The organism is Pseudomonas moraviensis, assembly GCF_900105805.1.
Taxonomy (GTDB): Bacteria; Pseudomonadota; Gammaproteobacteria; order Pseudomonadales; family Pseudomonadaceae; genus Aquipseudomonas; species Aquipseudomonas moraviensis_A.
In genome coordinates, this window is record NZ_LT629788.1 from 1,926,572 (window position 1) to 1,953,036 (window position 26,465).

General features: G+C 59.7%; 19 protein-coding genes and 1 pseudogene. 10 read left to right on the forward strand and 10 right to left on the reverse strand.

Features of this window, described 5'->3' with window-relative positions; genetic code table 11:
- Nucleotides 1-142: 142 nt before the first annotated feature.
- The 6 genes and pseudogenes from BLU71_RS08805 to BLU71_RS08830 all read left to right on the forward strand — a co-directional run bounded on the left by BLU71_RS08805 (nt 143) and on the right by BLU71_RS08830 (nt 11,581).
- A complete protein-coding gene (locus tag BLU71_RS08805) occupies nt 143-3,901 on the forward strand; it encodes a YncE family protein (protein WP_083352839.1) in 3,759 nt (1,252 codons plus the stop codon).
- A 304-nt stretch (nt 3,902-4,205) separates the two neighbouring features.
- On the forward strand, nt 4,206-7,283 hold the full coding sequence (locus BLU71_RS08810) for a hypothetical protein (protein WP_083352840.1): 3,078 nt from the start codon (nt 4,206-4,208) through the stop codon (nt 7,281-7,283).
- A gap of 449 nt (nt 7,284-7,732) precedes the next feature.
- Entirely contained in the window at nt 7,733-9,331 is a 1,599-nt protein-coding gene (locus BLU71_RS08815) for a hypothetical protein (protein WP_083352841.1), read from the forward strand.
- 329 nt (nt 9,332-9,660) lie between these two features.
- Nucleotides 9,661-9,960, forward strand: a pseudogene (locus BLU71_RS28120) (hypothetical protein); the annotation flags it as partial.
- Nucleotides 9,961-10,155: 195 nt separating this feature from the next.
- A complete protein-coding gene (locus tag BLU71_RS08825) occupies nt 10,156-10,611 on the forward strand; it encodes a hypothetical protein (RefSeq protein ID WP_064365358.1) in 456 nt (151 codons plus the stop codon).
- A 610-nt stretch (nt 10,612-11,221) separates the two neighbouring features.
- Complete coding sequence (locus BLU71_RS08830; RefSeq protein ID WP_042610027.1) at nt 11,222-11,581, forward strand: DUF6124 family protein; 360 nt, start codon at nt 11,222-11,224, stop codon at nt 11,579-11,581.
- Nucleotides 11,582-11,751: 170 nt separating this feature from the next.
- Here BLU71_RS08830 and BLU71_RS08835 read toward each other — a convergent pair whose 3' ends face one another.
- The 10 genes from BLU71_RS08835 to BLU71_RS28125 all read right to left on the reverse strand — a co-directional run bounded on the left by BLU71_RS08835 (nt 11,752) and on the right by BLU71_RS28125 (nt 21,922).
- Nucleotides 11,752-12,732, reverse strand: coding sequence for a LysR family transcriptional regulator (locus tag BLU71_RS08835; RefSeq protein WP_065617268.1), 981 nt, complete (start codon nt 12,730-12,732; stop codon nt 11,752-11,754).
- Between the two features lie 141 nt (nt 12,733-12,873).
- On the reverse strand, nt 12,874-13,821 hold the full coding sequence (locus BLU71_RS08840) for a peptidylprolyl isomerase (protein ID WP_083352842.1): 948 nt from the start codon (nt 13,819-13,821) through the stop codon (nt 12,874-12,876).
- Nucleotides 13,818-14,288 carry a YbjN domain-containing protein gene (locus BLU71_RS08845; RefSeq protein ID WP_083352843.1) on the reverse strand — a complete coding sequence of 157 codons (471 nt, stop codon included), beginning with the start codon at nt 14,286-14,288 and terminating at the stop codon, nt 13,818-13,820. Before BLU71_RS08845 ends, BLU71_RS08840 begins: the two co-directional genes overlap by 4 nt.
- Nucleotides 14,289-14,318: 30 nt before the next feature.
- Nucleotides 14,319-14,948 (reverse strand): hypothetical protein, encoded by a 630-nt coding sequence (locus BLU71_RS08850; RefSeq protein ID WP_064361686.1) that lies wholly within the window; start codon nt 14,946-14,948, stop codon nt 14,319-14,321.
- A 17-nt stretch (nt 14,949-14,965) separates the two neighbouring features.
- The gene (locus tag BLU71_RS08855; protein WP_064361687.1) at nt 14,966-16,663 is read right to left on the reverse strand and encodes a putative porin; all 1,698 of its coding nucleotides are present in this window, start codon (nt 16,661-16,663) and stop codon (nt 14,966-14,968) included.
- Between the two features lie 37 nt (nt 16,664-16,700).
- Nucleotides 16,701-17,405, reverse strand: a complete 705-nt coding sequence (locus BLU71_RS08860; RefSeq protein ID WP_064361688.1) for an energy transducer TonB family protein — start codon at nt 17,403-17,405, stop codon at nt 16,701-16,703.
- 3 nt (nt 17,406-17,408) lie between these two features.
- The gene (locus BLU71_RS08865; protein WP_007915482.1) at nt 17,409-17,834 is read right to left on the reverse strand and encodes an ExbD/TolR family protein; all 426 of its coding nucleotides are present in this window, start codon (nt 17,832-17,834) and stop codon (nt 17,409-17,411) included.
- A gap of 11 nt (nt 17,835-17,845) precedes the next feature.
- Nucleotides 17,846-19,645: a DUF2341 domain-containing protein gene (locus BLU71_RS08870; RefSeq protein WP_083352844.1), complete on the reverse strand. Its 1,800-nt coding sequence runs from the start codon at nt 19,643-19,645 to the stop codon at nt 17,846-17,848.
- 12 nt (nt 19,646-19,657) lie between these two features.
- Nucleotides 19,658-21,256 (reverse strand): ShlB/FhaC/HecB family hemolysin secretion/activation protein, encoded by a 1,599-nt coding sequence (locus BLU71_RS08875; RefSeq protein WP_083352845.1) that lies wholly within the window; start codon nt 21,254-21,256, stop codon nt 19,658-19,660.
- 54 nt (nt 21,257-21,310) lie between these two features.
- Complete coding sequence (locus BLU71_RS28125) at nt 21,311-21,922, reverse strand: transposase (protein ID WP_080902524.1); 612 nt, start codon at nt 21,920-21,922, stop codon at nt 21,311-21,313.
- A 391-nt stretch (nt 21,923-22,313) separates the two neighbouring features.
- Between BLU71_RS28125 and BLU71_RS08885 the strand changes: the two genes are divergently transcribed.
- The 4 genes from BLU71_RS08885 (at nt 22,314) to BLU71_RS08900 (ending at nt 26,462) form a co-directional block, all read left to right on the forward strand.
- On the forward strand, nt 22,314-23,939 hold the full coding sequence (locus BLU71_RS08885; RefSeq protein WP_083352846.1) for an NADP-dependent glyceraldehyde-3-phosphate dehydrogenase: 1,626 nt from the start codon (nt 22,314-22,316) through the stop codon (nt 23,937-23,939).
- Between the two features lie 106 nt (nt 23,940-24,045).
- Nucleotides 24,046-24,402 (forward strand): DUF3302 domain-containing protein, encoded by a 357-nt coding sequence (locus tag BLU71_RS08890; RefSeq protein WP_064361692.1) that lies wholly within the window; start codon nt 24,046-24,048, stop codon nt 24,400-24,402.
- A 2-nt stretch (nt 24,403-24,404) separates the two neighbouring features.
- Entirely contained in the window at nt 24,405-25,364 is a 960-nt protein-coding gene (locus BLU71_RS08895) for an HlyD family secretion protein (protein ID WP_056785734.1), read from the forward strand.
- A gap of 57 nt (nt 25,365-25,421) precedes the next feature.
- Complete coding sequence (locus BLU71_RS08900; RefSeq protein ID WP_172667926.1) at nt 25,422-26,462, forward strand: FUSC family protein; 1,041 nt, start codon at nt 25,422-25,424, stop codon at nt 26,460-26,462.
- Nucleotides 26,463-26,465 lie beyond the last annotated feature (3 nt).

Here is a 26,465-nt window from a genome sequence, read left to right on the forward strand (position 1 = left end):
AACCGACGAAGCTTTCTCGGGCGCAGCGTCCGGAAAGGCGACCGCTCGTCGGATATCACCGCACACCTGTCAAGTCTGACAGGTGTGCATTCACGCCAAGTCGCGTTAACTCGTTCCGTCACTTCCCGTCGGAGCCGTCTCCATGTCCAGCCCCCAAAAACCCCTGCTACTCGCAGAACTTGGCATTCCTGGTCGCAGCAAGGACCCGGTGTCGAAGGATCCCGATGTCTGGGGTATCAACATCGCCGCCGCGTTGGACAACTTTCCGTATCACGGCCTGCGGTGCGAGGCGGGGCCGTGGGGAAATATGGCGAGTGGCGACAGGCTGACGATATTTTGGGGCACCGGGCACAACGTGCTGACCCAGACCGTCCTCAAGGATGAGGTCGATACGCAACTGCGCATGTTCGTGCCTTCGCGGCACATGGTCGACGGCGAGTTTGCGGTGTCCTATTCCGTCAAGCCGCTGGGCGGCACAGATCAACCGTCCGAAGTCATGCAGGTGCTGGTCAAGCTGACGCGCCCGGGTGGCCACGATAACAACGGTGACGACGGCCATTCCAGGCTGATCATGATCATTGCGCAGGAGATTCTTGACGGCGGCATCCACGAGGGCAACGTGGCCGCTGGCGTGGACATCAGCATTGGCAAGGCCGACGGCACACCGCCCTATCCCTTCGCCGCGGCCGGCGATATTTGCCGCGTGAGTTGGGGTGGAATCTTCGTGCTCAGTGCTCCACTGACCCAGGACCAGGCCGAAGGCACGGCGCCGATCATCGTGAAAATCAAAGAAGATATCATCCGTGAAGCGGGTGATGCCGGTGGTCCAGGGATCCCCGGAGTGGCCGTGGTGTTCGAGGTGTACGACAAGGTTTTCAACCGTTCCGAGGACTGGAGTCCTGAACAGCGTGTGGTGGTGGCCGTTCATGCGACCCGGCTGGGTGCGCCGTTGCTCAAGGAGGCGCTAAACAACGTGCTGGACGTCGACCAATTGGGCGACGCCGATGGCACCGTGCAAGTGGTCGCCACAGACAATGCCCACTTCAAAATCGGTGACATTCCGTTCATCAAGATCAAGGGCACGCCGGTCGAAGGTCCACCGATTGATCTGGAAATAGAAGGCCTCCCGCTGATCAGCGTGCCGAGCGTTGTTGAAACCAAGGCCCCCAATGCCGTGCTGCGTCAGTTGGCCAAGTCCCAGATCACCGTGTCTTACCGCCTGAAAAAAGCCGATGGCAGCGCCGACCTGATATCCAACGGCCAATTCATCCGCGCCATCGGCGAAGTCCAGCGCCTGGCCGCGCCGATCATGCTGGACGAGAACTCCGGGGCGCTGGATCCCGCACTGCCCCAGGTGCGTCTCGAAATCCCCTTCGACAAATCCTTTGCCGAAGGTCAGGAGCTCAACATATTCATGCTCGGCACCACGTCAGGCCTCAAGCCCTACCTGCCTGCTCTGCCAACGCGCCCCATCACCCACAACGACATCGTCGCAGCCAAACCGCTGTCGTACAGCATTGACGGCAACCACCTGACCCCGGTCAACGGCGGCACGGCGGAGTTCTACTACCAACTCCTGATCCCGAGCGCGGCGTTCGCCAAGCTGGACGCGTACCAGGCCTCCCACGCCATTCGCGAGTCGATCCACACCGACATCCTGCGAGTCGGCAAACCACGCCGGGAACTGCCCGAACCGGTGGTGGCCGGCGTGGTGGACGGCGTCCTGCCCGCCGACACCCCCGGCACCACCGCGACGATCATCTACACGGAAACGGTCAAAGGCGATGAAGCGTTCATGTTCTGGGTCGGCTCGATCACCGGTGAGTATCCCGACTCGATCAAGCTGAACGAATTTACCGCCGGTAAGGAAATACCGTTCACCATCCCGGCCGCGATGATCAAGGACAACGAAGGCGGGACGGTGGTGGCCAGGTACGAAATCAAGCGTGCGGATGGGAGGACCAGTTATGCCGAGCCGCTGGAGTTTCGTGTCGGCGTGGCGCTGGATCTGAAAGAGCCGAAAATCAAGCAAGCCCCGAACGACACCAGCCTTGACCCACTGGAGGCCCAGAACGCACTGACCTCCGTGATCAACTATGACGGCATGCTGGTCGGCGACAGGATTATCGTCCGCTTGACCGGCGCCCCCGGAACGCCGGCTGCCGGTTCGCACACCACCGAGCCATGGCCCGTCACCACCGTCGGCCCGCAGGAAATACCGCTGGCCGTCTCGGTGCTCGCCTTCAACCTCGCCAAGTCCATCACGCTGGATTACACGGTAACGCGCGGCACCCAGGATCCGAAAGAGTCGCGGATTCGTGCGCTGGCGGTGTTGCAACTGCGTGTGGATCTTTCGCACTCGCCGAAAATCATTCAAGCGGCCGACGGTGGTAACGGCACTGACCTGGATGTGTCCACGCTCACTGCTGCGGCGACTCTTCGTGGCGGTTTCTGGCCGCACATTGCCAGCGGCCAGCGTGTCTGGATGCGAGTGGAAGGCACAAAAAAAGACGATAAACCATATACGCGCACCCTGTGGACTGGCCCGAGCAATGCGGTGAACGCCCTCTGGATATCGCAAGGTTATCTCGATGCATCCTTGCCCTTGGCTGATCTGCAGTGGTTGAAGGATCAAAGCGAACTGGCGGTGACGTTCATGTCCACCCCGGATCACAGCACGGATGAAAACCTGGCGCTGAGTTTTCCGGTACGTACTTATACCGTGAAGGCCGTTGAGGATGCGGTGCTAGTGAAATTCACCAATGCGCCTTACGTGATCGCACCGAGAGGTCGGCTTAAGGATATCGAAGTTCAACTCAGCAATTTGGACGGAACCCCCCTGCAGGGAACCGTCACATTGGACCTCCCCGCTGATTTCAGCTTTAGCGATGGAGGAAGCGGCTCACGGGATTTCCCCAGCGACATCGAGGGCAAAGTCAGTGTCCGCGGTGTAACAGGCGCTCAGACAAGTGGAAGTTACAATCTGGTGGCCAGTAAAGGTGCATCAGTTGGCGAGGCATCGGCCACAGTGACGGCCCAGGGGCAGCTGAAGAACATCCCTATTGGTGGTGGGAGCTGGGACGTGAAAATCAGTGCGGATGGCACGCGTATATACGTTTCCAGTTGGCAAAAAAAGAATCTTTCCATTATCGATACAGCAACCCATGAGATTATTACAACAATTGAGAACATCACCGGTGCTCATGGTGTTGCTATAAGTCCGGATGAGAGATTCTGTTATGTGAGCAACAGATCTGTCGATAAGATCTCGGTAATTGACTTGCATGCCAAGGAGGTCATTCAAACTGTCGATACTGGTGGAGATCCTACAGGCCTGATTCTTAGTCTGGATGGTCGCTGGCTATTCTCTTGCAATTACAGTTCAGGCACTATCACAAGATGCAATACTGATACTTTTGCAGCCGAAACCATCCCCGCCGGGCGAAATCCACGCCAAGGATTCGCTGGCCCTGATGGCAAATCCATTTACATATGCAATCAGACAAGCTCTGAACTTTCCATCATCGACATCGCAACATTTACCCGTCGCGCAATCGTGCTCCCTGCGCCAGCACTGGGTATCACCATCAACCACGCTGGAGATTCAGCCTATATTGCTACAGCGACCGGCATTTCAGTCATTGAAATTGAACAGGAAGTAGCAATCCGACACATTGAAAGTATTGGAGGACATGCATTGATCACCAGCAAGACTGACGATTACTTATACATTACGAATATAAGTGAAGACTTGTTGCACACCATAAATCTAAGTACTGGCGCTGCTGGGCCAGCCTATCCAATTGGAAGCGGGCCTCGTCACCTCGTAAGCAGTATGGACGGAGGTTCAATGTATGTATGTAATTATGGGAGTACTTATTTGTCATGGGTTGAATTGTGATTTTCTTCCAACCCTTTAACCGACATGTGAGGGCTGGATCAGGCCAATCGTTAAATCGACATCTTTATGGCAGCCTTCGACGTATTAGCGGAGCGCCTTCTAAACGCACCGGTTTGTGACGTAATCGGCCGGTTATCGGCATGAAAGCGCAGCGCAATTTTTACGGGTTTTATCAGCGGCGACTCGACCTCTCCAACATTACCACCCGTCGGATTTCCGCCCGCACCTGTCAGATGTGACAGGTGCGCAATCTCCCTTTTAGCCGTTCAATCACTCCATCGCTCAAGCCCACGGAGTGGCCACCATGTCCGACAACGACTCAATCAACGACGCTCCGCAGCTGCTACAGGAACTCAAAATCCCCGGCCGTACGGGTCCAGTGTCGTCGACGCCCCTGAGGTGGGGCATCAATCTCGCCGCGGCGAAGCTCAACTTCCCTCGTCAGGGCCTGCTCTGCCAGGCCGGGCCTTGGGGGACGATGGGTAACCGCGACGCGTTGCGCATCTTGCGGGACTCCGATCTGCAGATAGCGCTGGAAATCGTTGATGAGGATGCGGTCGGCACCGAGCTGCAAATGTTCGTGGAGGCCAGACACCTTACCGAAGGAATGCACACACTCTCCTACACCGTCACCCGCCTCGGCGGTACGCCCGAACCCTCGGAAGTGATGCAGGTGCTGGTCAAACTCACCCTCCCCGGTGGTCCTGACCATAGCGAGGGGCCGGGGCACCCGGGACTGGTGATGAGCATTCCCGAGGATATTTTGAAGGACGGTGTCCACCAGGGTAACGTCGATGCTGGCGTATCGATCACTCTCGGAAAAGCTGATGGCTCGCCGCCTTATCTGTTCGCCGCCGCTGGCGATACGCCTCAGTTCAGCTGGGGCGGAATGTTCTTTTCTGGCCCTGCACTGACCCAGGAACAGGCTGACGGCGAGACGCCGGTTATCGTGACCATTCCAAAGGAAACCATCGTAGACGCCGGCGACTCTGGCGAGGCAGGGCTGGCCGTGGCCTTCGAAGTTTACGACCTGGTCGACAATCGCTCCGACGGCTGGAGCGTCGAGCAACGGGTAGTCGTAACGCTTGACAAAACCCGGCTGGGCGCGCCTTTGCTCAAGGAGGCTATCAACAACGTACTGGACGTCGACAACCTGGGCGACGCCGACGGTACGGTTCAAGTTATGGCCGTAAACCCTCCCCCACCTTCGCCCCCTCCAGTCCCTCCACAACCGATAGACTTCGAGGTAGGTGACACCATTTTTGTCCGAATCAAAGGCACCCCGAAAGAAGGTCCGCCGATCGACATTGAATTACCGGGAAAAGTCTTGATCAGCGTGCCCAGCGTTCCTGAGATCATCGTGTCCAACGCCGTGCTGCGCCAACTGGCTCAGGCTCAGATCGCCCTGTCTTATCGCCTGGAGAAGGCCGACGGCAGCGCACAACGGGATGCCAAAACCCAGTTCATCAGCGCCATCGGCGAGATTCACCGGCTCCCCGCTCCCGTGGCGCTGGAGGCCAGACAAGGCGCCATCGATCCGCTGGATCCGGACCTGAAACAGGTCACCATCGAAATTGCCTTCGGCCCCTACTTCGCCGTCGGCCAAGCGATCGAGCTGTTTTGGCTCGGCACTCGCCCCGACCTGACCCCCTACCTGCCGAACCTGAACCTGCGACCGATTACCCAAGGCGATATGGACGCCCAACTTCCGCTGCAGATCATCGTCGACAAGCAGCACCTGACACCGATCATTGGCAAAGAGCTGGAGCTGTATTACCAGTTGCTGATCGAGGACTCGGTACTCGGCACCATGAGCAAACTCAACCAGACCCACGCGATCCGCGAATCGATCCACGCCGATATCCTGCAGATCGGCGAACCACGCCAGGAATTGCCCGAGCCGGCAGTCGACGGCGTGGTCAGCGGCGTCCTGCCATCCGATACCAACGGCACCACGCTGACCGTGAACTACCTCAAGACCGTGAAGGGCGACATCGTCACGCGGGTCTGGGAAGGCTCCATTACCGGCGTAAACAGCGACCGGGTCGAACTGAGCTCCATCACCGCCGGCCAGCCTGTGGCGTTCCCGATCAAGGCCGAACTGATCAAGGGCAACGAAGGCGGGACGGTGAAGGCGTATTACGACATCAAGCGCGCAGCGGGTGGAACGAGTTATTCGGATACGCTGGCGTTCAGTGTCGGCGTGGCGCTGGATCTGAAAGAGCCGAAAATCAAGCAAGCCCCGAACGACACCAGCCTCGACCCGCTGGAGGCCCAGAACGCCCTGACCTCAGTGATCAACTATGACGGCATGCTCGTCGGCGACAAGATTATCGTCCGCTGGACCGGCGCCCCCGGAACGCCGGCTGCCGGTTCGCACACCACCGAGCCATGGCCCGTCACCACCGTCGGCCCGCAGGAAATACCGCTGGCCGTCTCGGTGCTCGCCTTCAACCTCGCCAAGTCCATCACGCTGGATTACACGGTAACGCGCGGCACCCAGGTTCCGAAAGAGTCGCGGATTCGTGCGCTGGCGGTGTCGCCCATTGCGCAAAGCGATTTGCCCGGGCCGCTGATCGTGCAGGCCTCCGAACAAGGCGAAGGGCCGGAATTGGACGTCAGTCAATTGACCACCAACGCCACCCTGCGCGCGAACAGTTATCCGCACATTGCGCTGAAACAATATGTCTGGCTGAAAGCGAAAGGGACATTAAAAGGCGGGGGCGACTACTCGAAAACCTTCTGGCAACCGCCGGGTTCGCAAACCAATGCGACGTGGATCGACCAGGGTTTTCACACCCACGACGGCTTTCCACTCCCCGACTTGCAAAGCCTGGAAGATGGCAGTGACCTGAAATTGGAGTTCAAGGCAGGCTTTGGCGGCAGTCAAGTCGAGACAGATGCCGTGACGTTTGCCCTACGGACTTACAGGATCAAGGCCTACAAAGATTTCCAGGACAGAGTCACGTTTGAAAATGAAATTCCACTTGAACTCTGGCCTGGCTGGCGGTCGGGCACTCCAGAACCCATGTGGGGCATATATACATACAATGACCGACTCAACATTGATCCCGGCCTCTCACCAGCGAGCGGGACGGCTTTTATCCGAACATACAGGTATTCCACTCTAGGTAACGCGACATATATTTTTAGCATAAAGATAGGTCGAGAAGCTCCCGGCAATCCAAGCACGGTGGTATTGAACGTCAACAACATAGATATCACTCCTCCAACCTTAATCGAATCTATACACGTCATTGAACTCAGCGGTGAATTTACAGTGGCGCCGAACCAGGAAAGCATTTTGCGGATAAATATTGATACACCACAATCAGGAGCGGCAATGGCCATTCATGAAATCCTGGTAAAACTTAAAAAATAAACCCACGCAAAATCCAAACAGGCACGACCCACTTACATATTTATAAATACGCAGTTCAAGCTGAAAAATACCGCCTCGTTCAACCGAGGCGGTTTTGCGTTGCCGGGTGTCGATATAAAAACTCCACTATTAACCAGTCATTCAAACAGCGAGGCTTGACCGAGATTTTTCTGCTGACCGGGATGGCCTTTTCGCGAGCAAGCTCGCTCCCACAGTTTGACCGCATTCCAACTGTGGGAGCGAGCTTGCTCGCGAAGGCGGCGGCGTCACAGGCAATCTTCTCCCAAGAAAAAACCGCCGTTCCGCATCAACCGGAACGGCGATTTTTTAATCCATCAACGACCATTCGTCGGAGACATGTCGACACCTGTCAGATCTGACAGGTGCGCAATCGCCGATTAAGAGCTCTGATAACCCCTGCCCATTCCCAACGCGCAGGAGCTTCATTCATGACCATCTCTACCCCACCGGACAACACCGTCCTCATCCTCAGCCCGCCCATCATCAACGGCCAGACCAAGCCTGTGGAAGGTGGACACACCGGCGTGCCTTTAGTGGCCCATGATCTCATCGGCGGCGCCATTGTCCACGCCGATCCACCGTTGTCGGGCACCATGGACCCCGGCGATGTCATGGAGCTCTGGCTTGAGGGTGAACTGGTCGCACTGGACAGCAAAACCATTGAGGATCCAAACGTGCGCACCATGTTGCGCATTCCCAAGGGTCGACTGCATCCGGACCAGGTCAACAAGCTGTACTACACCGTCAGGCGTGGCAACGACAATCGAGGCACTTCCACCCCATCGCTGGAAATCCTCTACAACCGTATCCGCCCGGGCCTGAAGGATCACCTGACCGACCCCGGCGGCCACTCCGAACTCAAGCTGCTGCTGCCCGACGTGATCAAGAACGGCGTCGGCGCGGATTTCGTCAGCGCCGAAGTGTGCGTCGCCTACCCGTATTGCCGGGCGTATGACGTCATCACCCTCACGTGCAACGGCGAACTGCTGGAACCCAAGCCCAGGGTCAGTCCGAATCAGGCGCCGCCACCGCCGAACCCCGGCGACGAAACCCCCATCACCATTTGCGTCACCGTCACCCGCGCCTTTCTGGACAAGGCGAAACGCCTGGACAACAAACTGCATTTTTCCTACACCGTCACCGATCAGATCGGCAACGGCCCGGATACCGATGCACCGTGGTCGCCGGTGCAGAGCGTGGATGAGGATCTGGATGGCAAGCGGGTGGACAAGCCCATTCTGCTGAAACGCAGAGAAGACTATCCCCGTGATGACGCGGAAACCATCGACCTGGAGAAACTGACGGGCAATCCATTGCTGCTAGACGTGCTGACCCAAGACAACCCCATGGCGCGGTATGGTTCCGGTGAAGTGTCGGCAGCTCGCACCTATACCGACCCCCCCGCACTGGAAATAGATACCACGCCAATGCTACTGGATGGGGCACATTTGTACCCTCCACCCCCCCCAACCAGACCAGAGTATTTCCAGCCCATTGAGAAAGCGGCATACATACCTCCGGGCGCACATCAAACCCGACAAGCCCGTGGAGGGAGTCCTCCTTTTGAATACAGCTCTTCCAAACCCACTGTCGCTTCCGTTGATCCGGCAACCGGCCACGTCATCTCGAAAGGAAACGGAATCGCAATGATCAGCGTGCGTGACACGAAAGGAAATACCGTCAGTTATCAGGTTACTTGCGAAAACGTGTACGACCTCGTAGTCAGTGACGAAAGGCGTCTTCCATATGATCAAGCTGTCGCCTCACTATCATCCTTGGGTGCCCAACTCTTCACTGTTGACGGGACGCCTCTACAGAAACAGATTTACCAAGCGCTACTATTCGGAATCCAACAACCGAAAGGAAATGTTTACATTTGGGCCACCACATTCATCCAGCCGAATGATTACTACCTTACCTATGCTTTACAAATCCCGATTCACCCAACCCATCCCGGATGGACGCAACAAAAGTCGATCGCAGACTACAATGCATATCCAATGGGATATAAATCGCGCATCGGCTGATGGAAAAGCCTCCAAGTCAGCGAATGGCATAAAAAAACACAAAGGAGACGGATTTATTTAACCAGTGATTTAAACAGCGGGGCGCGATCGAGTTTTTTCTTTTGGCCGGGACGGCCCTTTCGCTAGCAAGCTGGCTCCCACAGGGAAAGCATTCCGAATGTGGTAGCGAGCTTGCTCATGAAGGGCCAGTGAGGTCGGCGCAAATCGCCTTTTAAACCCAGGCGTTCAAAAGACACCTTCACACCCTATCCGTTTATCAGCGATGAATGACGGCTCTACCTCGCAAGGAGGCTTTACCACGAACGCCAAACAAACCCCATCTCCCCTAAGAATCCCTCAGTTATAACGACACCGCCGAACGCGTGCTGGATCACCGCCTCTGCCCACCCGACTTCACCCCACCGCCCCGTAAAACCGGTCGTGTGTACGTCGTGCCCGCAGGCTTCAAAACGAGGAACTGCTGGCCGATGTCCGCTAATCATCGCCAATGATCTCGGCCTTCTCATCCCGCGTCGCAGCGCCTGACGCTGTTGGGCGTAGCGCTGCTGATCATGCTCGGGGAGCTGGTGGTGGATCGGATGTTGAATCACTGGAGTCGCGGGGCCGGTGCAGGCAGGCTGAAGCCCTAAAGTGATTGGGAACGACCAACATGTGCTGAGGTCGAGCATTTGATACCCGGATGCCGAATACCGGTGTTCCAACGGACGAGGCTGTATTAGAGCCGCCGGTCGGATAACCCCGCACACCTGTCAGACCTGACAGGTGTGCGCTCTGCCTTGGCATGTTTTCATGAACTGCGTCTTCCTAAAACATGGAGATTCATCATGAATGCAACAAGCGAACAGGATTTCCAGGAAAGAGTCACGTTTGAAAATGAAATTCCACATGAACTCTGGCCTGGCTGGCGGTCGGGCACTCCAGAACCCATGTGGGGCATATATACATACAATGACCGACTCAACATTGATCCCGGCCTCTCACCAGCGAGCGGGACGGCTTTTATCCGAACATACAGGTATTCCACTCTAGGTAACGCGACATATATTTTTAGCATAAAGATAGGTCGAGAAGCTGCCGGCAATCCAAGCACGGTGGTATTGAACGTCAACAACATAGATATCACTCCTCCAACCTTAATCGAATCTATACACGTCATTGAACTCAGCGGTGAATTTACAGTGGCGCCGAACCAGGAAAGCATTTTGCGGATAAATATTGATACACCACAATCAGGAGCGGCAATGGCCATTCATGAAATCCTGGTAAAACTTAAAAAATAAACCCACGCAAAATCCAAACAGGCACGACCCACTTACATATTTATAAATACGCAGTTCAAGCTGAAAATACCGCCTCGTTCAACCGAGGCGGTTTTGCGTTGCCGGGTGTCGATATAAAAACTCCACTATTAACCAGTCATTCAAACAGCGAGGCTTGACCGAGATTTTTCTGCTGACCGGGATGGCCTTTTCGCGAGCAAGCTCGCTCCCACAGTTTGACCGCGTTTCAAATGTGGGAGCGAGCTTGCTCGCGAAGGGGCCATCGGGTTCGGCGGAGCTCTTCGATTTAAACGAAGCGTTTAAAAGACACCTTCAGACACGCCTTTCAGGCTACGAATTCTTGCGCCATTGCCTACAGCTACGCCAGAATCCGCCGGCTTGTGCACCTTGGGGTCGGGTTCTATTGTGGTGCGGTCGCTGAATGTTCAGTGATCGGGTTTAGCAGCCCGGGTTATCTCTAGACGCACAAGGTGTTGCCATTATGGCGGCTTTGCGTGGGGCACTTCGGTGCGCCGGGTTCTAGAGTCCTGGTCTGCTAACCCGCGTACAGCCGCCACCTCCTTCGTTAGCAGCGAACGGTGGCAGTTTCACCACTCTAGAGGCTTCGCCCATGATCAAACCAACACCCAACCCACCCGAAACCGACCCCACCTCCCCCTACGAATCCCTCGATTCCAAAAAACTCCACCAAGCCGCCGACCGCGCCCTCGATCACTACCTCTGCCCACCCGGCTCCACGCCACCACCCTTCAGCCCTCGCGCCATGTACGCCGTCACCGCTGACACCAAAAACGAAGACCTGCTGGCCAACGCCTGCGAAACCCTCGCCTCGGCCAAAACCATCGCCCAGGAATTCGCCGGGCTGGTCAAACCATCCCAGCGGCGGACGCTGATGGGGATCGCGCAGTTGATCATGCTCGGAGAACTGGCGGTGAATCGGGTGCTGGATAATCTGGAGTTGCCGCAGTAGCGCTGCGTCACGATGATCGTTCCCACAGGGGATTCGTGTCGCTCTCACGGCTGCGGTTACAGCGCCGAATTTGTGGGAGCGAGCCTGCTCGCGAAGGCGGTTTGTCAGTCACTGAAGCTTCGACTGGCAGATTGCGTTCGCGAGCAGGCTCACTCCTACAGGGGATCGGGTCAAGGCTGGAACCATTCGTGGCGTTCGTTGAAGGTTTGCTGGATGAGGTCGGTGAGGACTTTGGTTTCGGGCACGTTGTGCGAGTCGGCGTTGACCGCAAGCCATGCGTGGAGCTGCATGGTCTCGGCGAATAATCCGGGCAGTGCGGTAAGGCCCCGGTCAAAGCGGCTCATATATGCCGGAAGCAAACCGATGCAGGCGCTGCAGCGGATCATCTCCAGCATCAACTCATAGGACTGCATCTGCACGACTCCGGCCAATCTCTGCTCCACCAGCTCATTCCATGGTCTGAAACTCTCCACCTGTCGATCATGCTGCCATTGCACCAGCATGAAATCCGCCAGATCTTCCGGCGTTTCCGGGCGCGCCGTCACCCGTGAATAGCGCTTGGCAATGTGCGGCAGATACTCGATCCGCGCCAGGTGTTGCGGCTCGCTGGTGGTGAACGTCGGGCCGGGAGTTGGGCTTTCACCGGGCGCGAGCCAGAGGACTATGTCGGCGCTGACGGCACGTAACGCCAGCTCACTGTCGAGGGCGATGATTTCCAGGCGCAGGCTGGCGTTGCGCCGCAGCAGTGCGATGAGGTCGCGGCCGAGGATGTCGTGGAGGATGGATTCGGCGATGGCGAGGCGGATCAGCGGTTGCTCGATGACCGGAAGTTTGCGTTCGTGGGCCAGGGTGATGAGTCGGGCCTGCAGTTGCTGGCCTTCGCGGGTGAGGCTGAGGTTGCTGCCCTGAAAACTGAACAGGCTGTGTTGCAGTTGCTGTTCGAGTTGCGCGAGTTGTTTGCGCAGCAGGGTCGAGCGCACGTTGAGGCTGCGCGCGGCCTGCATGAAGCAGCCGCAGCGGGCGCTGACCAGGAAGTATCGGGCGACTTCGCTGTCGATGGTGGCGGCCTGGGCGAGCCAGGATTCGGGTCTGGATTGAGGCGAGTGGTAATCAGCGGCGCCCGGGCGTCCTGCGGGTTCGGTGAATGACATTGATGACTCCCTGTCGATCTAATGTGGTTGTCGTTTCGCAATTCCTTTGTAGGAGTGAGCCTGCTCGCGATAGCGGTGTGTCAGCCGACATTTCTTAACCTGACATACCGCTATCGCGAGCAGGCTCACTCCTACAGGGGGCTAGCGGTGGTCCTCGAGGATTTTGTTGAGTTCAGCGCCGTCGATGCTCAGGGTGGCGGTGTTTAGCATGCCGTCCAGGTAGGCCTGGGCGATCTGTTCCTGGCGTTGCGCACGCAGGGCCTGGGTCAGTTGATCGCGCAGTTCATCGAGGGTGGCGGTGCGGGCCGGTTGTTGCTCGGTGAGTTTGATCACGTGGAATCCGGCCGTGCTCTGCACGGGATCGGACACCGCGCCAACCTTGAGCCGCGCCACGGCGCCACGCACCTCAGGCACCAGTTGCTGCAGCGGTTGCAGCCCGGTATCACCGCCCCGCTCGGCCGTGACGCGATCCTGCGAATACTGCGTAGCCAGCGTGGCAAAATCCCCCGGAGCGGCCTGAGCTTTCTTGCTCAACTCGGCGGCTTGTTTGCGCACCGTTTCCACACTCGTCGTATCGCCGACACCCAGGAAAATCTGACTGACCCGATACAGCGCCGGCGTCTGCCAATTGGCCTTGCCGGCGTCGTACGCCTGCTGCAACTCAGCCGCACTTGGGTACTCCGCCGGCACCTGGCTCACCGAGCGCAAATAATCACGAAACACGATCTGCTCCGTCGCCGCCCGGGTCTGCCGCGCTACGTCGGGACGCTGTGCCCAACCCTGCGCATCGGCCTGCTCCAGCACGGCTTTCTCCGCCAGTCGCGAACGGATCCAGCGCTCCAGTGCCTCACGGTTGCCGCGCAGTTGTTCACGGGTTTGCGCCGGGACAGTCTCGAGCAGCGCCTGCAATTCCTCTGGCGAAACCTGTTGATTGCCCAATCGCGCCACGGCTGGCCCGGCTGCAACCGTCATTACCGGCGACGGCTGCTGAGCGGCAACCGGATCACTCCCCGGTCGCAGCACTAGCGCCACGGCCACCACCAACAACGCCACCGCACCGGCGCCGATCACCACGGCTGGCTTTTTCACAGCGCGACTTCCTCTGCTTCGTCGACGGCGGATTTGGCGGTTTGCGCACCCGCGCTCTGGCTGAAATCGCGCAGGTAAACGATGAACTCCTGCAACAGGCGATCCCACAATTCCAGGTTGCCACGCAGGTGCTCATTGCTCACGCCAGCGGCCACCACCACGTCCATTTCCATGACCAGAAATTCGCCCTGCAACGACAACCGCGCAAACCGCCGCGTCGCGTTCCACTGCTCCGCGACGCCCTGGGGCAAATCACCCTGCACGCGCAGGGCGCAGCTGAAGGTGAAATCGACAAAGCTGCCCTGCTCCAGCGCCGGATTGCCAAAACGCACGGCGTAGCCGATGCCCTGGCTGGCGCTGAGCAACTGGACGATGCCGTTCTGTTCGCTCGGGTTGACGCGATAACCAGCGGCTTGCAATACCTCGGTCAGCGATTGCGGGGAAACGTGGGTGATCAATTGAGTCATGGCTTTTTCCTTGCTCGTGAGTCTTATAAATCAGTGCGCGATCGCGGCTTGCGGCGCGTCGAATTGGGTTTTGTAGAGCTCGTCGCCAAAGCCCTGGGCCAGTTCATCGAACTTGACCCGGGCACTGCCGGCGAAGGGCTGGCGGATCTTCATCACTTCGGCGACGTCGATGTTTTCGTAGGCCGTCAGGATCTGTTTGGCGACGCCGTACATTTGCTGATTCTTGACTGAACATTGCTGCACTTGTGTGTCACGTTCCGCCAGTTGCGCTTGCAGCTTCGCCCGTTCGGCTTCTTTGCCGCGGGCAAGAACCAGCAAATCGTCATAGGCCTTCTTGAACTTACCGGTCTGCTCAGCGCTGGCCGCCACTTGCGCCTGGGCCTGGCTGTGCAGGCTTTGTTGCTGCCCGGCCAATTGCTCGGCGAGGCCTTTGGCTTTAGCCAGTTCGGCAGTCAATTGCTTGATCTGCGCCTGAGCAGCCTTGGCTTCATTCTGCGCCGCCAGTTGCGCGGCGCTGGCCTGGGCCTGCTGACTCTGCAGCGCCTGCAATTGCTGGGTGGTGCTGCGCAATTGCGTGCGCAAGCGTTCCTCCATGCCTTCGGCGCTCGCCCCGCTGGCAATCAATAAACCCAGGCCCAACGCCAGAAAACGCGTGTTCATAAAGCTCTCCCGGCGCCCTAGAAGCGCGTGTTGATCTCAAGCTGCAAGACGTCGATGTCGAACGGCGCGCCGTACACCGCTTCGGTGCTCATCCAGCGGCCCGTTGCGGAAACGTTCTTCGCCAGGCCGTAGTTGCCGCCCATGAAATAGCCCTTGGCGTTGGTTCCGCCGAGGTGGAACGACGAGTCGTTGAAGCCATCGGGCAAAGCGTCAGGCTGGATGTACTTGTAGCCGGCGAACAGGTTCCAGTCGCCCTTGCGCTTGAGGTCCAGCGCGTTGCCGAGGGTGAACTGCACCATCCATGCGTTGGCGCCGCTTTCGATCTCGCCGTTGCTGTCGAGGTTGTTGACGATCTGCCCGGCCGAACGCTTGCGCATGTCGCCTTCGTCGTAGCTGAGGTTGTGGATGTAGTTGCCCTGGCTGCGCAGTTTGAAGTCCTGCGGCAGGTCGGCGTCCCACACGACGTTGAGATCGAGCAGGTTGAACTCGGACGCAAGCCCGACAAATTGCGGCTGCGGCGTGGCGCTCGGGTTGAGCGGGTTTGGCGTGATGTCACGCAGCAGGAACACGCTGTTGCCCTTCTGCATGAACGCTGCGCGAGTGCCGTCGCTGTCGCAGCCCGGCGCGCCGGCCCACGGTTCGCAAGGGCTGGAGCGCTGACCCTGAATGTCGTCGAAACGGTAGTAGGCCAGCGCACCCTTCAGGCGGTTGTTGCTGTTGATCGCCCACTTCGCCCCGAGTTGCGCGCCGTACAGCCACTTGTTGTCGCTCTCTTCCTTGTCGAAACCGTTGCTGCTGGAAGTGTCGTTGGTGTAATCCACCGGGAACGCGCCGACGGTGCCGAACACGCCCCAATCGCGGTTGAGCTTGTGGTCGAAAATCGCCGCCACACCGTCGAAATTCAGGTCGTTGGAATAGAGCATGTCGGTGGACATGAACGGGTTGGCGAAGCGCCCGCCGGTCAGGGTCAGTTCGTCCATTGGCTTCCAGCTCAGGTAGCCCTGATCGAGCCAGATGTCTTTTTTGGCGAAGCCGCCGCCGAGGTTCTGCGTAGTCGAAACCGGGTTGTTGTCCGAACCGGTGCCGATGCGAATGCCGGCGGTCCATTCCTCCGAGATCACCGCTTTCATGCCCAGCCGTGCGCGCAGGCGAAAGAGGTTTTCGCGGTCCTCGCGGGTGTTGAGCAACGGCGGCAGGCTGGTGCTGCTGTTGGGGTTCACGTCGTACGGGCCGTTGTTGTTGAGCTTGGCGAAGTCGACGATTTCGTTGCTGTTGTTGCCCGAGTAGTAACGCGATTCGTCACGCAGACGAATGTCGCCATCGAAACTGATGCGCGAGGCCCAGTCCGGGAAGGTATTCGGCGCTGCCCAGTTTTCCTGTTTGGCGGTGGCCATGACCTCGGCTTTGACCTGATCGCGGATCTGGTCGCGCACCGCTGCCGGCACGTATTGCACGCGCACATCCCCCGGCGCGGCGACCGGCCCGGCCGCTACCGCAGTTGAAGCCGCCGCTTGTTTGGCCTGCGCGGCTTCGTTCTGCGCCTGGGCGATCAGCGCGTCGGCCTTGTCCTGTTTCAGAATGCCCTGCTCGACCAGCAAGCGGATCAGATTGATCGTGGCGTTCTCCGAAGGCGCGGGCGCTGCCACGGCCTGACCGACCAGGGTCGCAATGACCATGCCGACCGCCAGGGACAATCGATTCACGTTGGAAATCATCTGCACACAACTCCTTTTGCCGAAGCTTGAAAATGGGTTAGCCCGGACGCCGCCCTTGCAGGGACAGGCGCACAGGTAAAGTGATGGAGGCCGGAGGCCGTTCGCTGAGCGCCGGCGCACCGCGTAAAGCGGCCAGCACCTGGGTATCGATTTGCGGGTTGCCGCTGGACTTGATCAGCTCGACACGGGTGATCTCGCCGACGCTGCTCAGCCAGACGTCGGCCTGCAGCGAGAACGCGAGGTTGCGCAGGTCGGGGTTCTCGCGCAGCAGACGCTGGAAGGTGAACGCCAGAAACTGGCTGTACGTGCCCGTGCCCAGCCGCCCGCCACCCGCGCCGGCCATGCCGCCGCCCTTGCCCGCGCCGATGTTGAAAGCATCGCTGCCGGCCTGAGCATCGCCGTCCATCTGCATCGGGTTGGCCAGATCGTCTGCCGGCGATGGCGGCGCCTCTTCTTCAGGCTTGACCTCTTCCGGCTCCGGCGTTGGCTCAGGCTCGACGACTTTTTCTTCCACCGGGGTTTCCGGCTCCGGTGGTTTCTCCGGGGGCGGAGGTGGCGGTGGCGGCAACGGAATGATCGTCGGCACCTTCGGCGCTTCACGGCGCACGCCGGCCATGTCATTGGCCCACTGCCAGAGGAACCACGCGGCGAGCGCGCCGACCAGCAATCCGGCGCCCCACTTCACATAGCGCAACGGCGACTTTTTCACGGGCGGCGGCTCGATCGGGAGTTGTGCGGTCATGACTCAGCCCTGACTCGGTTTGCCGGTGACGAGACCGACCTGGGACAGTTCGAGCCGACGCAGCAGATCGAGCACTTCGATGACTTTCTGGTACTGCACCGTCGCATCGCCGCGCACGATCACCGGGAAATCCGGGCTTTGCGCCTTCTCGATGCGCAGGCGCTCTTCCAGTTCGGCCAGCGTCACCGGATAGGCATCGAGGAACACCTGGCCGCCGTCGTTGACCGAGATCGCCTTGGTCTTGGCCTCCGACAGCGACACCGAAGCGCTGGCCTTGGGCAGGTTGATCTGGATCCCGGAGACCTGCGCGGTGGCGGTGAGGATGAACATCACCAGCACCACCATCAGCACGTCGACCAGCGGGGTGATGTTGATGCTGTCCACCGCGGCATCTTCGTCATCGTCATGGGAGGCATTTACGGACGCCATGGCAGTGCTCCTCAGGCCGGTACAGAGTGGTTGGCGTGATGGCCGCGCTGGTGCGACGACTCACTGAACTGGCTCTCGCCGTGCATCTCCGCCAGACGGGTAATGAACTCGTCGACGAACACGCGCATGTCGGCGCTGACTTCCTTGTTGCGGGTGATCAGGCGGTTGTAGCCAAACAGCGCCGGAATCGCGACGAACAGGCCCATGGCGGTCGCGAGCAACGCGGCCGCCATGCCCGGCGCAATGGCATTGATGTTGACGTCGCCGGCCATCGCCGTGCCGAGGAACACCACCATGATCCCCAACACCGTGCCGAGCAGGCCGATGTACGGGCCACCGGCGATGGCGTTGGACAGGGTCGAGAGTTTCGAACTCAACTGCTGGTTTTCGCGGGTGCGCACGCCATCCATCGAGCAGCGAATGGCTTCGATGGTCGCGGCGGAAACCGACGAGGTATCCGCGCCCTGCTCGCGGCGGGTGCGGATCTCTTTGACTGCTACCAGATACAAGCGCCACAGCGACGAGTGCTGCAGGCGCTGGGCCAGTTGCGCATCGTCGGCGAACATTTCCAGGCGCGTGCCGACCTTGGCGAACTGCACGCGGAAGTCTTCGTTGGCAGCGGTGACGCGGCTGAGGCTGCGGTTCTTGCGCAGCATGATGATCCACGACTGGAACATCATCAGCACCAGCACGGCGATGATCACCCAGGCGTCAATTGGCACCGCATTAAGCAGGAAACCAAGGCTGCCGAAGCCAAACCCGGACTGTTCTTCATCGACGCCGTAAGCCACCAGTTTCGACTCGGCGCCTTGCGAGGTCGCATCGGCCAGCAATAGCGCGGCCGGACGGGCGACTTTCGACAGGCGCAGTTCGTCGATAGCGCCAGCGAATGGCTGGAACGCACCTTCGTGCAGATCGGCGCCGATGGCCATGACCGAGTTGAACGCCGGCATCGCTTGAGCCAGCACCGCGCTCTCGCGACCGTTGATGTACAGGGTGACTTTCGAACCTTCGGCGGTGAGCGCAACGTGTTGCCATTGCGCCGGTGTCAGCGCCTGGGTGGCCGCGGCGCGCTGGCCGTCGATCTCCACGAACGGCAGGCCCTGGCTGACGCCGATCAGCAGACTTTGCGTGCCTTCGCGCCGAGCGAGAATCAGTTGCTCGCCACTGGCCTGATCCAGTCGCAGCCAGGCACTGAAGGTGAATGCGCTGCCAGGATTATGTTGCAGCGACGGACTGGCCGGCAGCAACAACGGCTGACCGCTGAACTGCAAGGCGCGCCCGACCACGCCATCAATCGCTGCGCCAGTCGCGCTCTGCGCAGTGTTGCCGTACGCCGTGGTGTCTTTCGCCGGCGTGCCGGTGGCGCCGTCGAAGTGATAGAGCGCGGTGTAACTCGGATCGAAGGTCAACTGGCCGTTGCCGGTGGCCGGGGCTTTCTGGTTGCCGTAATACATCCAGATGTCCTGACGCTGACCGCCCTCGACATTCGGCACATCGACCCAGATCAGCGCCATGCCCATCAACGCATCGAAGCTTTCGATCTGGTGGTTGAGCACGGTTTTGTCATCGGCAGCGACGAAGCGCAGGTCGGAGCCGTCCTCTTTGACGCCGTCAAAAGTGAAGTTGCCGGTGTGCAGGCGCACCAGCAGCGCGGTGCGGCCGAGGGCCTGATTGATCGCCGCGCCTTGCGGGGTCGTGTCGACGGCAATCTGTTTGCGGTAATGCCAGTCGTCCTGCCACCAGGCCTGGGCCGTGGCCGGGAGCACGAAGCCCAGGCAGATCAACAACGAAAGGAGAAGGCGTTGCATGGACGTGCTCCGTTAGAAAGTGGCTTGAAGGTTGAAGTGCAGGCGCGATTCCTGTTTCGAGGTGTTCGGCCCTTCGAGTAGCGGGTAGCCCCAGTCGAGGCTGCCGGACAGCCATTTGCTCAGGCTGGCGCGGGTGCCGAGGCCGACGCTGGCCAGGGCGTAATTGGCGTCCTGGTCCGGCAGTTCGTCGCGCAGGTACAGCTGCGCACCTTCGGCGAAGGCGTAGAAGCGCCAGTCCTGCATCCACGTGCCAGCGAATTTCGCCAGCGACGGTGTGCGCAATTCCTGGCTGAGCAAGTAGCCGTCGTCTGCCGTGCGTTCGGCGGCCAGATAACCGCGCACCGAGGTGGCGCCGCCGGCGGAGAATTGCTCGTTGGAAACCAGCGGCCCCGAGGCCAGTTGGAACGCCGCTTTGCTCGCGCTCTGCCAGTCGTTGTCGAAGGTCCAGGTGTAATTGGTGTCGCCCTTGAGCACGGCGAAACTCGGTTTGGCGCGGTAGCGTTTGTAGTCGAAGTCATCGTCGTCGCTGCCGTAGCCGAATACGCTGCGTGTAGCGGCAACCAGGCTCAGACCGAGGCCGAGCTGGCTCTTTTCGCTGTAGCGATAACCGTTGTAGGCGAAGGTGAACGGCGCGTATTTCAGCGGCACCTTGTCGCTTTCGCCGGACAGGCTCAGGCGCTCGTCGAAGTCCTTGAAATCGATGCCGGCCGACAGCGAGTTCGACCAGTTGCCGCTTGAGGGCAGCGTGTAAATCGCCGCGACACCGTAGGAATGCCCTTTGCCGAGGACGTTGCTGCCGCCGATGGTGGCGACGTTGCTGTCGGACTGGTAACCGGAGAATTGCACGCTCCAGCGTTCGCTCAGCGGCGCGGTGTAGGAACCGGACCAGACCTTGGCGTTGTCGGTTTCCTGGGGTGCGGTGAAGAACGTCAGGTTGACGCTGTGGCCGAGCTGCCAAAGGTTGTTGTAGCCGAGGCTAGTGACGCTGCGCAGCTTCTCGGTGTCGGCGCTGTAGTCGTTATTGAGACCGACGCTGGCAGTCCACGGGTTCTGGTCCTCAACCTGCAAGTCGACATCCATGGTGCCGGGCCGCTGACCTTCGCGCACCAATGGCATGACCTGACGGCCCGGGGTCTTGTTGAGCTGCGCCAGTTCGCCCTGGACCTTGGCGAAGTCCGGCACCTCGCCTTCCTTCAGCGCCGGGACGTTGTCGCGAATGTCCAGCGGCGAATAGTGTTTGGCGCCGACCACACGCACCCGGCCGACCTTGGTTTCGCTGACTTGCAGATAGACGATGCCATCGGCCACGGCCTGCTCCGGCAGCTCGACGAACACCGATTGATAGCCGCGTTCCTGATAGGCCTTCTGCAACGCATCGCGGGCGCCTTCGATGTCGCTCAAGGCTTTCTGCGGGCCGAGAAACGGGTACACCGCTTCTTCGATCGCCCGCGCATCGAGCACGGTGTTGCCGCGCACGAAGTACTCGTTGACGTCGACCAGACGCTGCGCGCCGGGCGCGTCTGTACCCTCCTCGGCCAGCGCCGGCTGCGCGCCCGCCGTCACCAGCAGCCAGCCCCACAGCGCCAGCCGTGACGTGAAAATCCGTTCCACACTACCCCCTGAAATTCGCGATGACCTGTGGGCGTTAGCGCCCGGTGTGATGCGTCAATTGCTGATCGTTGTGGCGCACGCGTGCTTGCCCAGCCAGGTGTGCAACAGCGCGAAGTTCAGCGAGAACTCGGGCATTTGCAGCAACGCGCCGCAGAACACTTCGCCGATGATTTTCTGAATCAGCAGCACCGCGCGCGGCTCGTTGAGCAACGTGGCGATGTCGCGACTGAGGGCAGTGAAACTCCAGACTTTCTGGTTCAGGCCGAGGCCGACGAACCAGCGGAACAGCAGGTTGTAGTTGAGCTGTTCATAGAGTTGCTGTTCGCTGGGCACCGAATACAGCAGTTGCAGGAGCAGGATGTGCATGACCGTTTGCGCGGGAATGAGCATGCCGGGCGCGGCGTTCAGGTCGCGCAGCAGATCCTGGTGAGCGTCGAGCAGATCGTCGATCTGCGGGCGCAACAACACCAGCGAATGGCCCGGCGGAATGTAGCTGGACACTTCTTTCAGAGCGCCCTGCCAGTCCTCCTGCGAGACGATCCAGACCCACGGCGCGCCGTAGCGATACACCGAAACCGGCTTCTTGCGCGCGGCCTCGACGATCTTCGACAGGCGTTGATCGAGCTCCTGCATGCCCACTTTCGAATAGCGTTCCATAGTCCCCATTGCCTCACTCCCGGCGTCCCGCCTCGGCTTGCAAAGTGCGCCTCTAAAGGCCCCTCAAGCGCGTTACACAGGCATGACCGGACTGGCAAAGGGCTACCGAACTTTTGTCATAAAAGCTTCATTACCGGAGGCCATATCGGTTGCGCCGCCCCCCTGTAGGAGTGAGCCTGCTCGCGATGGCGTCAGGTCAGCCAACTCTTCTGTGACTGACACACCGCAATCGCGAGCAGGCTCACTCCTACAGGGGATTTGTGGTTGTGCACATGAACCTGTGGGAGCACCGTTGCGTGACATTCGCGTGACATTCACGGGGTTAAATCAACGGGCATTCAGGCGTATAACCTGTAGAGACTTTTTGATCTGCATGCGGACATCAACACGGGGTAGCGACATGACCACAGCAAACATCCTTGGCAATCTGTTCCCTTCTGTCAGCGACATCCCGGAAAAATACCGCCTTGAGGCTCAGGTCGAGCAACGCGAATATCTGGTCGACGGCCAGTTGCGCCGCTGGGACGGCCCACTCGCGCAGGTGCGCAGCCCGGTCTACCTGAAAGGTGCAAACGGTGAAGAACAGGTCATTCTCGGCAGCACACCGCTGCTGGATGCCGACACCGCCCTCACCGCCCTTGATGCCGCCGTCCGCGCCTACGACCGCGGCCAGGGCCTGTGGCCAACCATGCGCGTGGCCGAGCGCATCCAGCATGTCGAAGCGTTCCTCGGCCGCATGCGTGAGCAGCGCGAAGCCGTGGTCAAGCTACTGATGTGGGAGATTGGCAAAAACCTCAAGGACTCGGAAAAAGAATTCGATCGCACCTGCGATTACATCGTCGACACCATCAACGCCCTGAAAGAACTTGATCGCCGCTCCAGCCGCTTCGAGCTGGAGCAGGACACCCTCGGCCAGATCCGCCGCGTGCCACTCGGCGTCGCACTGTGCATGGGCCCTTACAACTATCCGCTGAACGAAACCTTCACCACGCTGATCCCGGCGCTGATCATGGGTAACACCGTGGTGTTCAAACCGGCCAAGCTCGGCGTGCTTTTGATTCGGCCATTGCTCGAAGCCTTCCGCGACAGCTTCCCGAGCGGTGTGATCAACGTGATCTACGGCAGCGGCCGCGAGACTGTCAGCGCACTGATGGCCAGCGGCAAGATCGACATTTTCGCTTTCATCGGCACCAATAAGGCCGCCAGCGACCTGAAGAAGCTGCACCCGAAACCACACCGTTTGCGCGCCGCTCTTGGTCTGGATGCGAAGAACCCTGGCATCGTCTTGCCCGAAGTCGATCTCGACAATGCTGTCAGCGAAGCAGTCACCGGCTCACTGTCGTTCAACGGCCAGCGCTGCACCGCGCTGAAAATCCTCTTTGTGCATGAAGACGTGGTCGACAGCTTCATCGAGAAATTCAACGCCAAACTGGCCACGCTGAAACCGGGCATGCCGTGGGACAGCGGTGTTTCGCTGACGCCGCTGCCGGAGTCCGGCAAGGTGGATTATCTGCACGGTCTGGTGGCAGATGCGCAGAGCAAGGGTGCGCAAGTGGTCAACCCGAATGGCGGCGAATCCCGCGCGTCGTTCTTCTATCCGGCGGTGCTGTACCCGGTGAACCCGCAGATGCGCGTGTATCAGGAAGAGCAATTCGGCCCGGTCGTGCCGATTGTGCCGTACCGTCATCTCGATACCGTGATCGACTATGTGCTGGAGTCGGATTTCGGCCAACAGCTGAGCATCTTCGGCACCAACCCGGTCGCGGTCGGCCGACTGGTCGACACCTTCGCCAATCAGGTCGGCCGAATCAACCTCAACGCCCAGTGCCAGCGCGGTCCGGACACTTACCCGTTCAACGGCCGCAAGAACTCCGCCGAAGGCACGCTCTCGGTTCACGATGCTTTGCGGGTGTTCTCGATCCGCACGCTGGTGGCGACCAAATTCCAAGAGAGCAACAAGGATTTGATCAGCGAGATCATTCGCGGGCGTGATTCGAGCTTCCTGACCACCGATTACATCTTCTGAGTCGGCTATCGGGCAGAGTCGGTTAATCCTGCCCGATAGCGGCCGCCTCCCGGCGTTTCAGTGTCTACACTGAGCCCAGCATTACTGGATGCCCGGGAGGCTGACCATGCTCGATTACTTCGCGTTGGGCCTGTTGGTGTTTGTCGGTCTCGTGCTGTTTTACGGGATCATCGTGCTGCATGACATCCCGTACGAGATCGCCGTCCACCGCAAGCACCCGCACCAGGATGCCATTCATGCCACGGGCTGGGTCAGCCTGTTCACCCTGCATGCGCTCTGGCCGTTTTTGTGGATTTGGGCGATGGCCTACCGGGAGGACCGCGGCTGGGGCTTCGGTGATGGCAAACCCGTGCAAAACCATGTCATCCGGCTGGAGCAGCAAGTGCTGGAGCTGCAGGACCGCATCGAGCGACTCGAAGCGCAGTCTCCTGCTGCCCCTGCTGCCGATACGCGGGGGATCTGAGCATGGATCTGTTGCTCATCCTCACCTACGCCGCACTCTGTGTCGCCATCTTCAAGATCTTCCGCATTCCGCTGAACAAGTGGACGGTGCCCACGGCTGTTCTGGGTGGTGTGCTGATCATCGGCGCGCTGATTTTCACCATGAACTACAACCATCCCTATTCCGAGGTGGCGCGCTCCTACTTTGTCTCGGTGCCGGTGATTCCGATCGTCAGCGGCCAGGTCATCGACGTGCCGGTCAAGGGCAACGAGCCTCTGGAAAAAGGCGACGTGCTGTTTCGCATCGACCCTACGCCTTTTCAGAACCGGCTCAAATCCCTCAAGGCGCAGCTGGTAGCCGCCAAGGGCGACCGTTATCGCATCACCGAACTGATTCGCCGCAACTTCGGTACTCAACGCGAACTGGACGCGGCCATCGCCCGCACTGACGATCTGCAGGCGCAACTGGACAATGCTCAGTTCGAGCTGGACAACACCGTGGTGCGGGCGCCGAGCAAAGGCTTTGTGACCCATGTTTCGCTGCGACCGGGGATGATGGCGAGCAAGCTGCCGCTGCGCCCGTCGATGGTGTTTATTCCCCAGGAAGGTCAGTATTTTGCCGCGTGGATGCGTCAGAACAGCCTGCTCCGTCTGACAGTGGGCGATGAGGCCGAAGTGGCCTTCGATGGCATTCCCGGCAAGGTCTTTGCGGGACGGGTAAAAAGCGTGATTGGCGTGATCGCCGAGGGGCAGGTGCAGCCTTCCGGCACGCTGATCAGCTACACCGGCTCGCCACCGGCGGGACGGGTGCCGGTGATCATTGAAATCACTGACCCGGCTTTCGCCGAATACAGCGCGCTCATGCCTGGCGGCGCTTACGGACAGGCGGCGCTGTACAGCCAGCACTTCCATCACATCGGCGCGATGCGCAAAATCCTGCTGCGCATGTCGGCCTGGATGAATTACATTTTCCCCTTCCATTGATTTGACTGACTCACGAGGTTCGCACTGACTACTTACAGCTCCCACCGCCTGCCACCGCTGTTGCGCCGAATCCTGCGCCCGCTGCTGGACCCGTATCGGCGCTACCGCCACGCCCGACTGATCCATTCCGTTCGGGTCGCGCTGGGGTTGCTGGCGACGATTCTGTTGACCACCGGCATCAACCTTCCCCACGGCGAGTGGGCATCGGTGACGATGCTGGTGGTGATCGGTGGTTTGCAGCACCACGGCAATATCGGCAAGAAAGCCGCCGAGCGCGCCATTGGCACGTTGATCGGTGCAGGGGTCGGGTTGGCGCTGGTGGCGCAACATGCGTGGCTGGGCCTGCCGTGGCTGACCTATTTTTCCATGGCCGTGGTGTGTGGCTTTTTCTCGTATCACGCGATCGGCAAGGGTGGCTACACCGCCCTGCTCTCGGCCATCACCGTGTTCATCGTCGCCGGACATGGCGACAACCCGATCACCGATGGTCTGTGGCGCGGTGTCGACATCTTGATCGGCATCGCCCTCGCCCTGGCTTTTTCCTTCGCCCTCCCGCTGTACGCGGTCTACTCGTGGCGCTACAACCTCGCCGATGCCTTGCGCGATTGCGCCACGGTGTACGGGCGCATCATCAACGGTGAAGCGGTCAGCGCCGACGAACATGTGCGGCTGATGAGCAAAGTCGGCGCGGTGATGGTGCAATTACGCTCGCTGATGCCGTCGGTGTCCAAGGAAGTGAAAATCTCCATGACCGAACTCGACGCCATTCAGCGCAACCTGCGCATGTGCATCAGCACCCTGGAAATCCTCGGCAATATCCGCCCCAATGCTAGCGACCCCGCGGCCACGGCGCATCTGCAAACGGCGTTGAAGGCTGAGCACCGGCAGATTCGCGTGCAGCTGATCGGCATGGCCCGCGCGTTGAAAACCGGCGCGTCGCAGCGGCTGGAGCGTCCGATGGAACTGCCGGCAGCGGACCTGGATGCGCCGGTTGCCAATACGCTGGACGGCTATCGGATGCTGACGCGACAACTGGCAGCCAATATCAGCGAAATGCGCCAACGTCTGGCGGCCACCGCGCCGCGCTGGAACATCTGAACC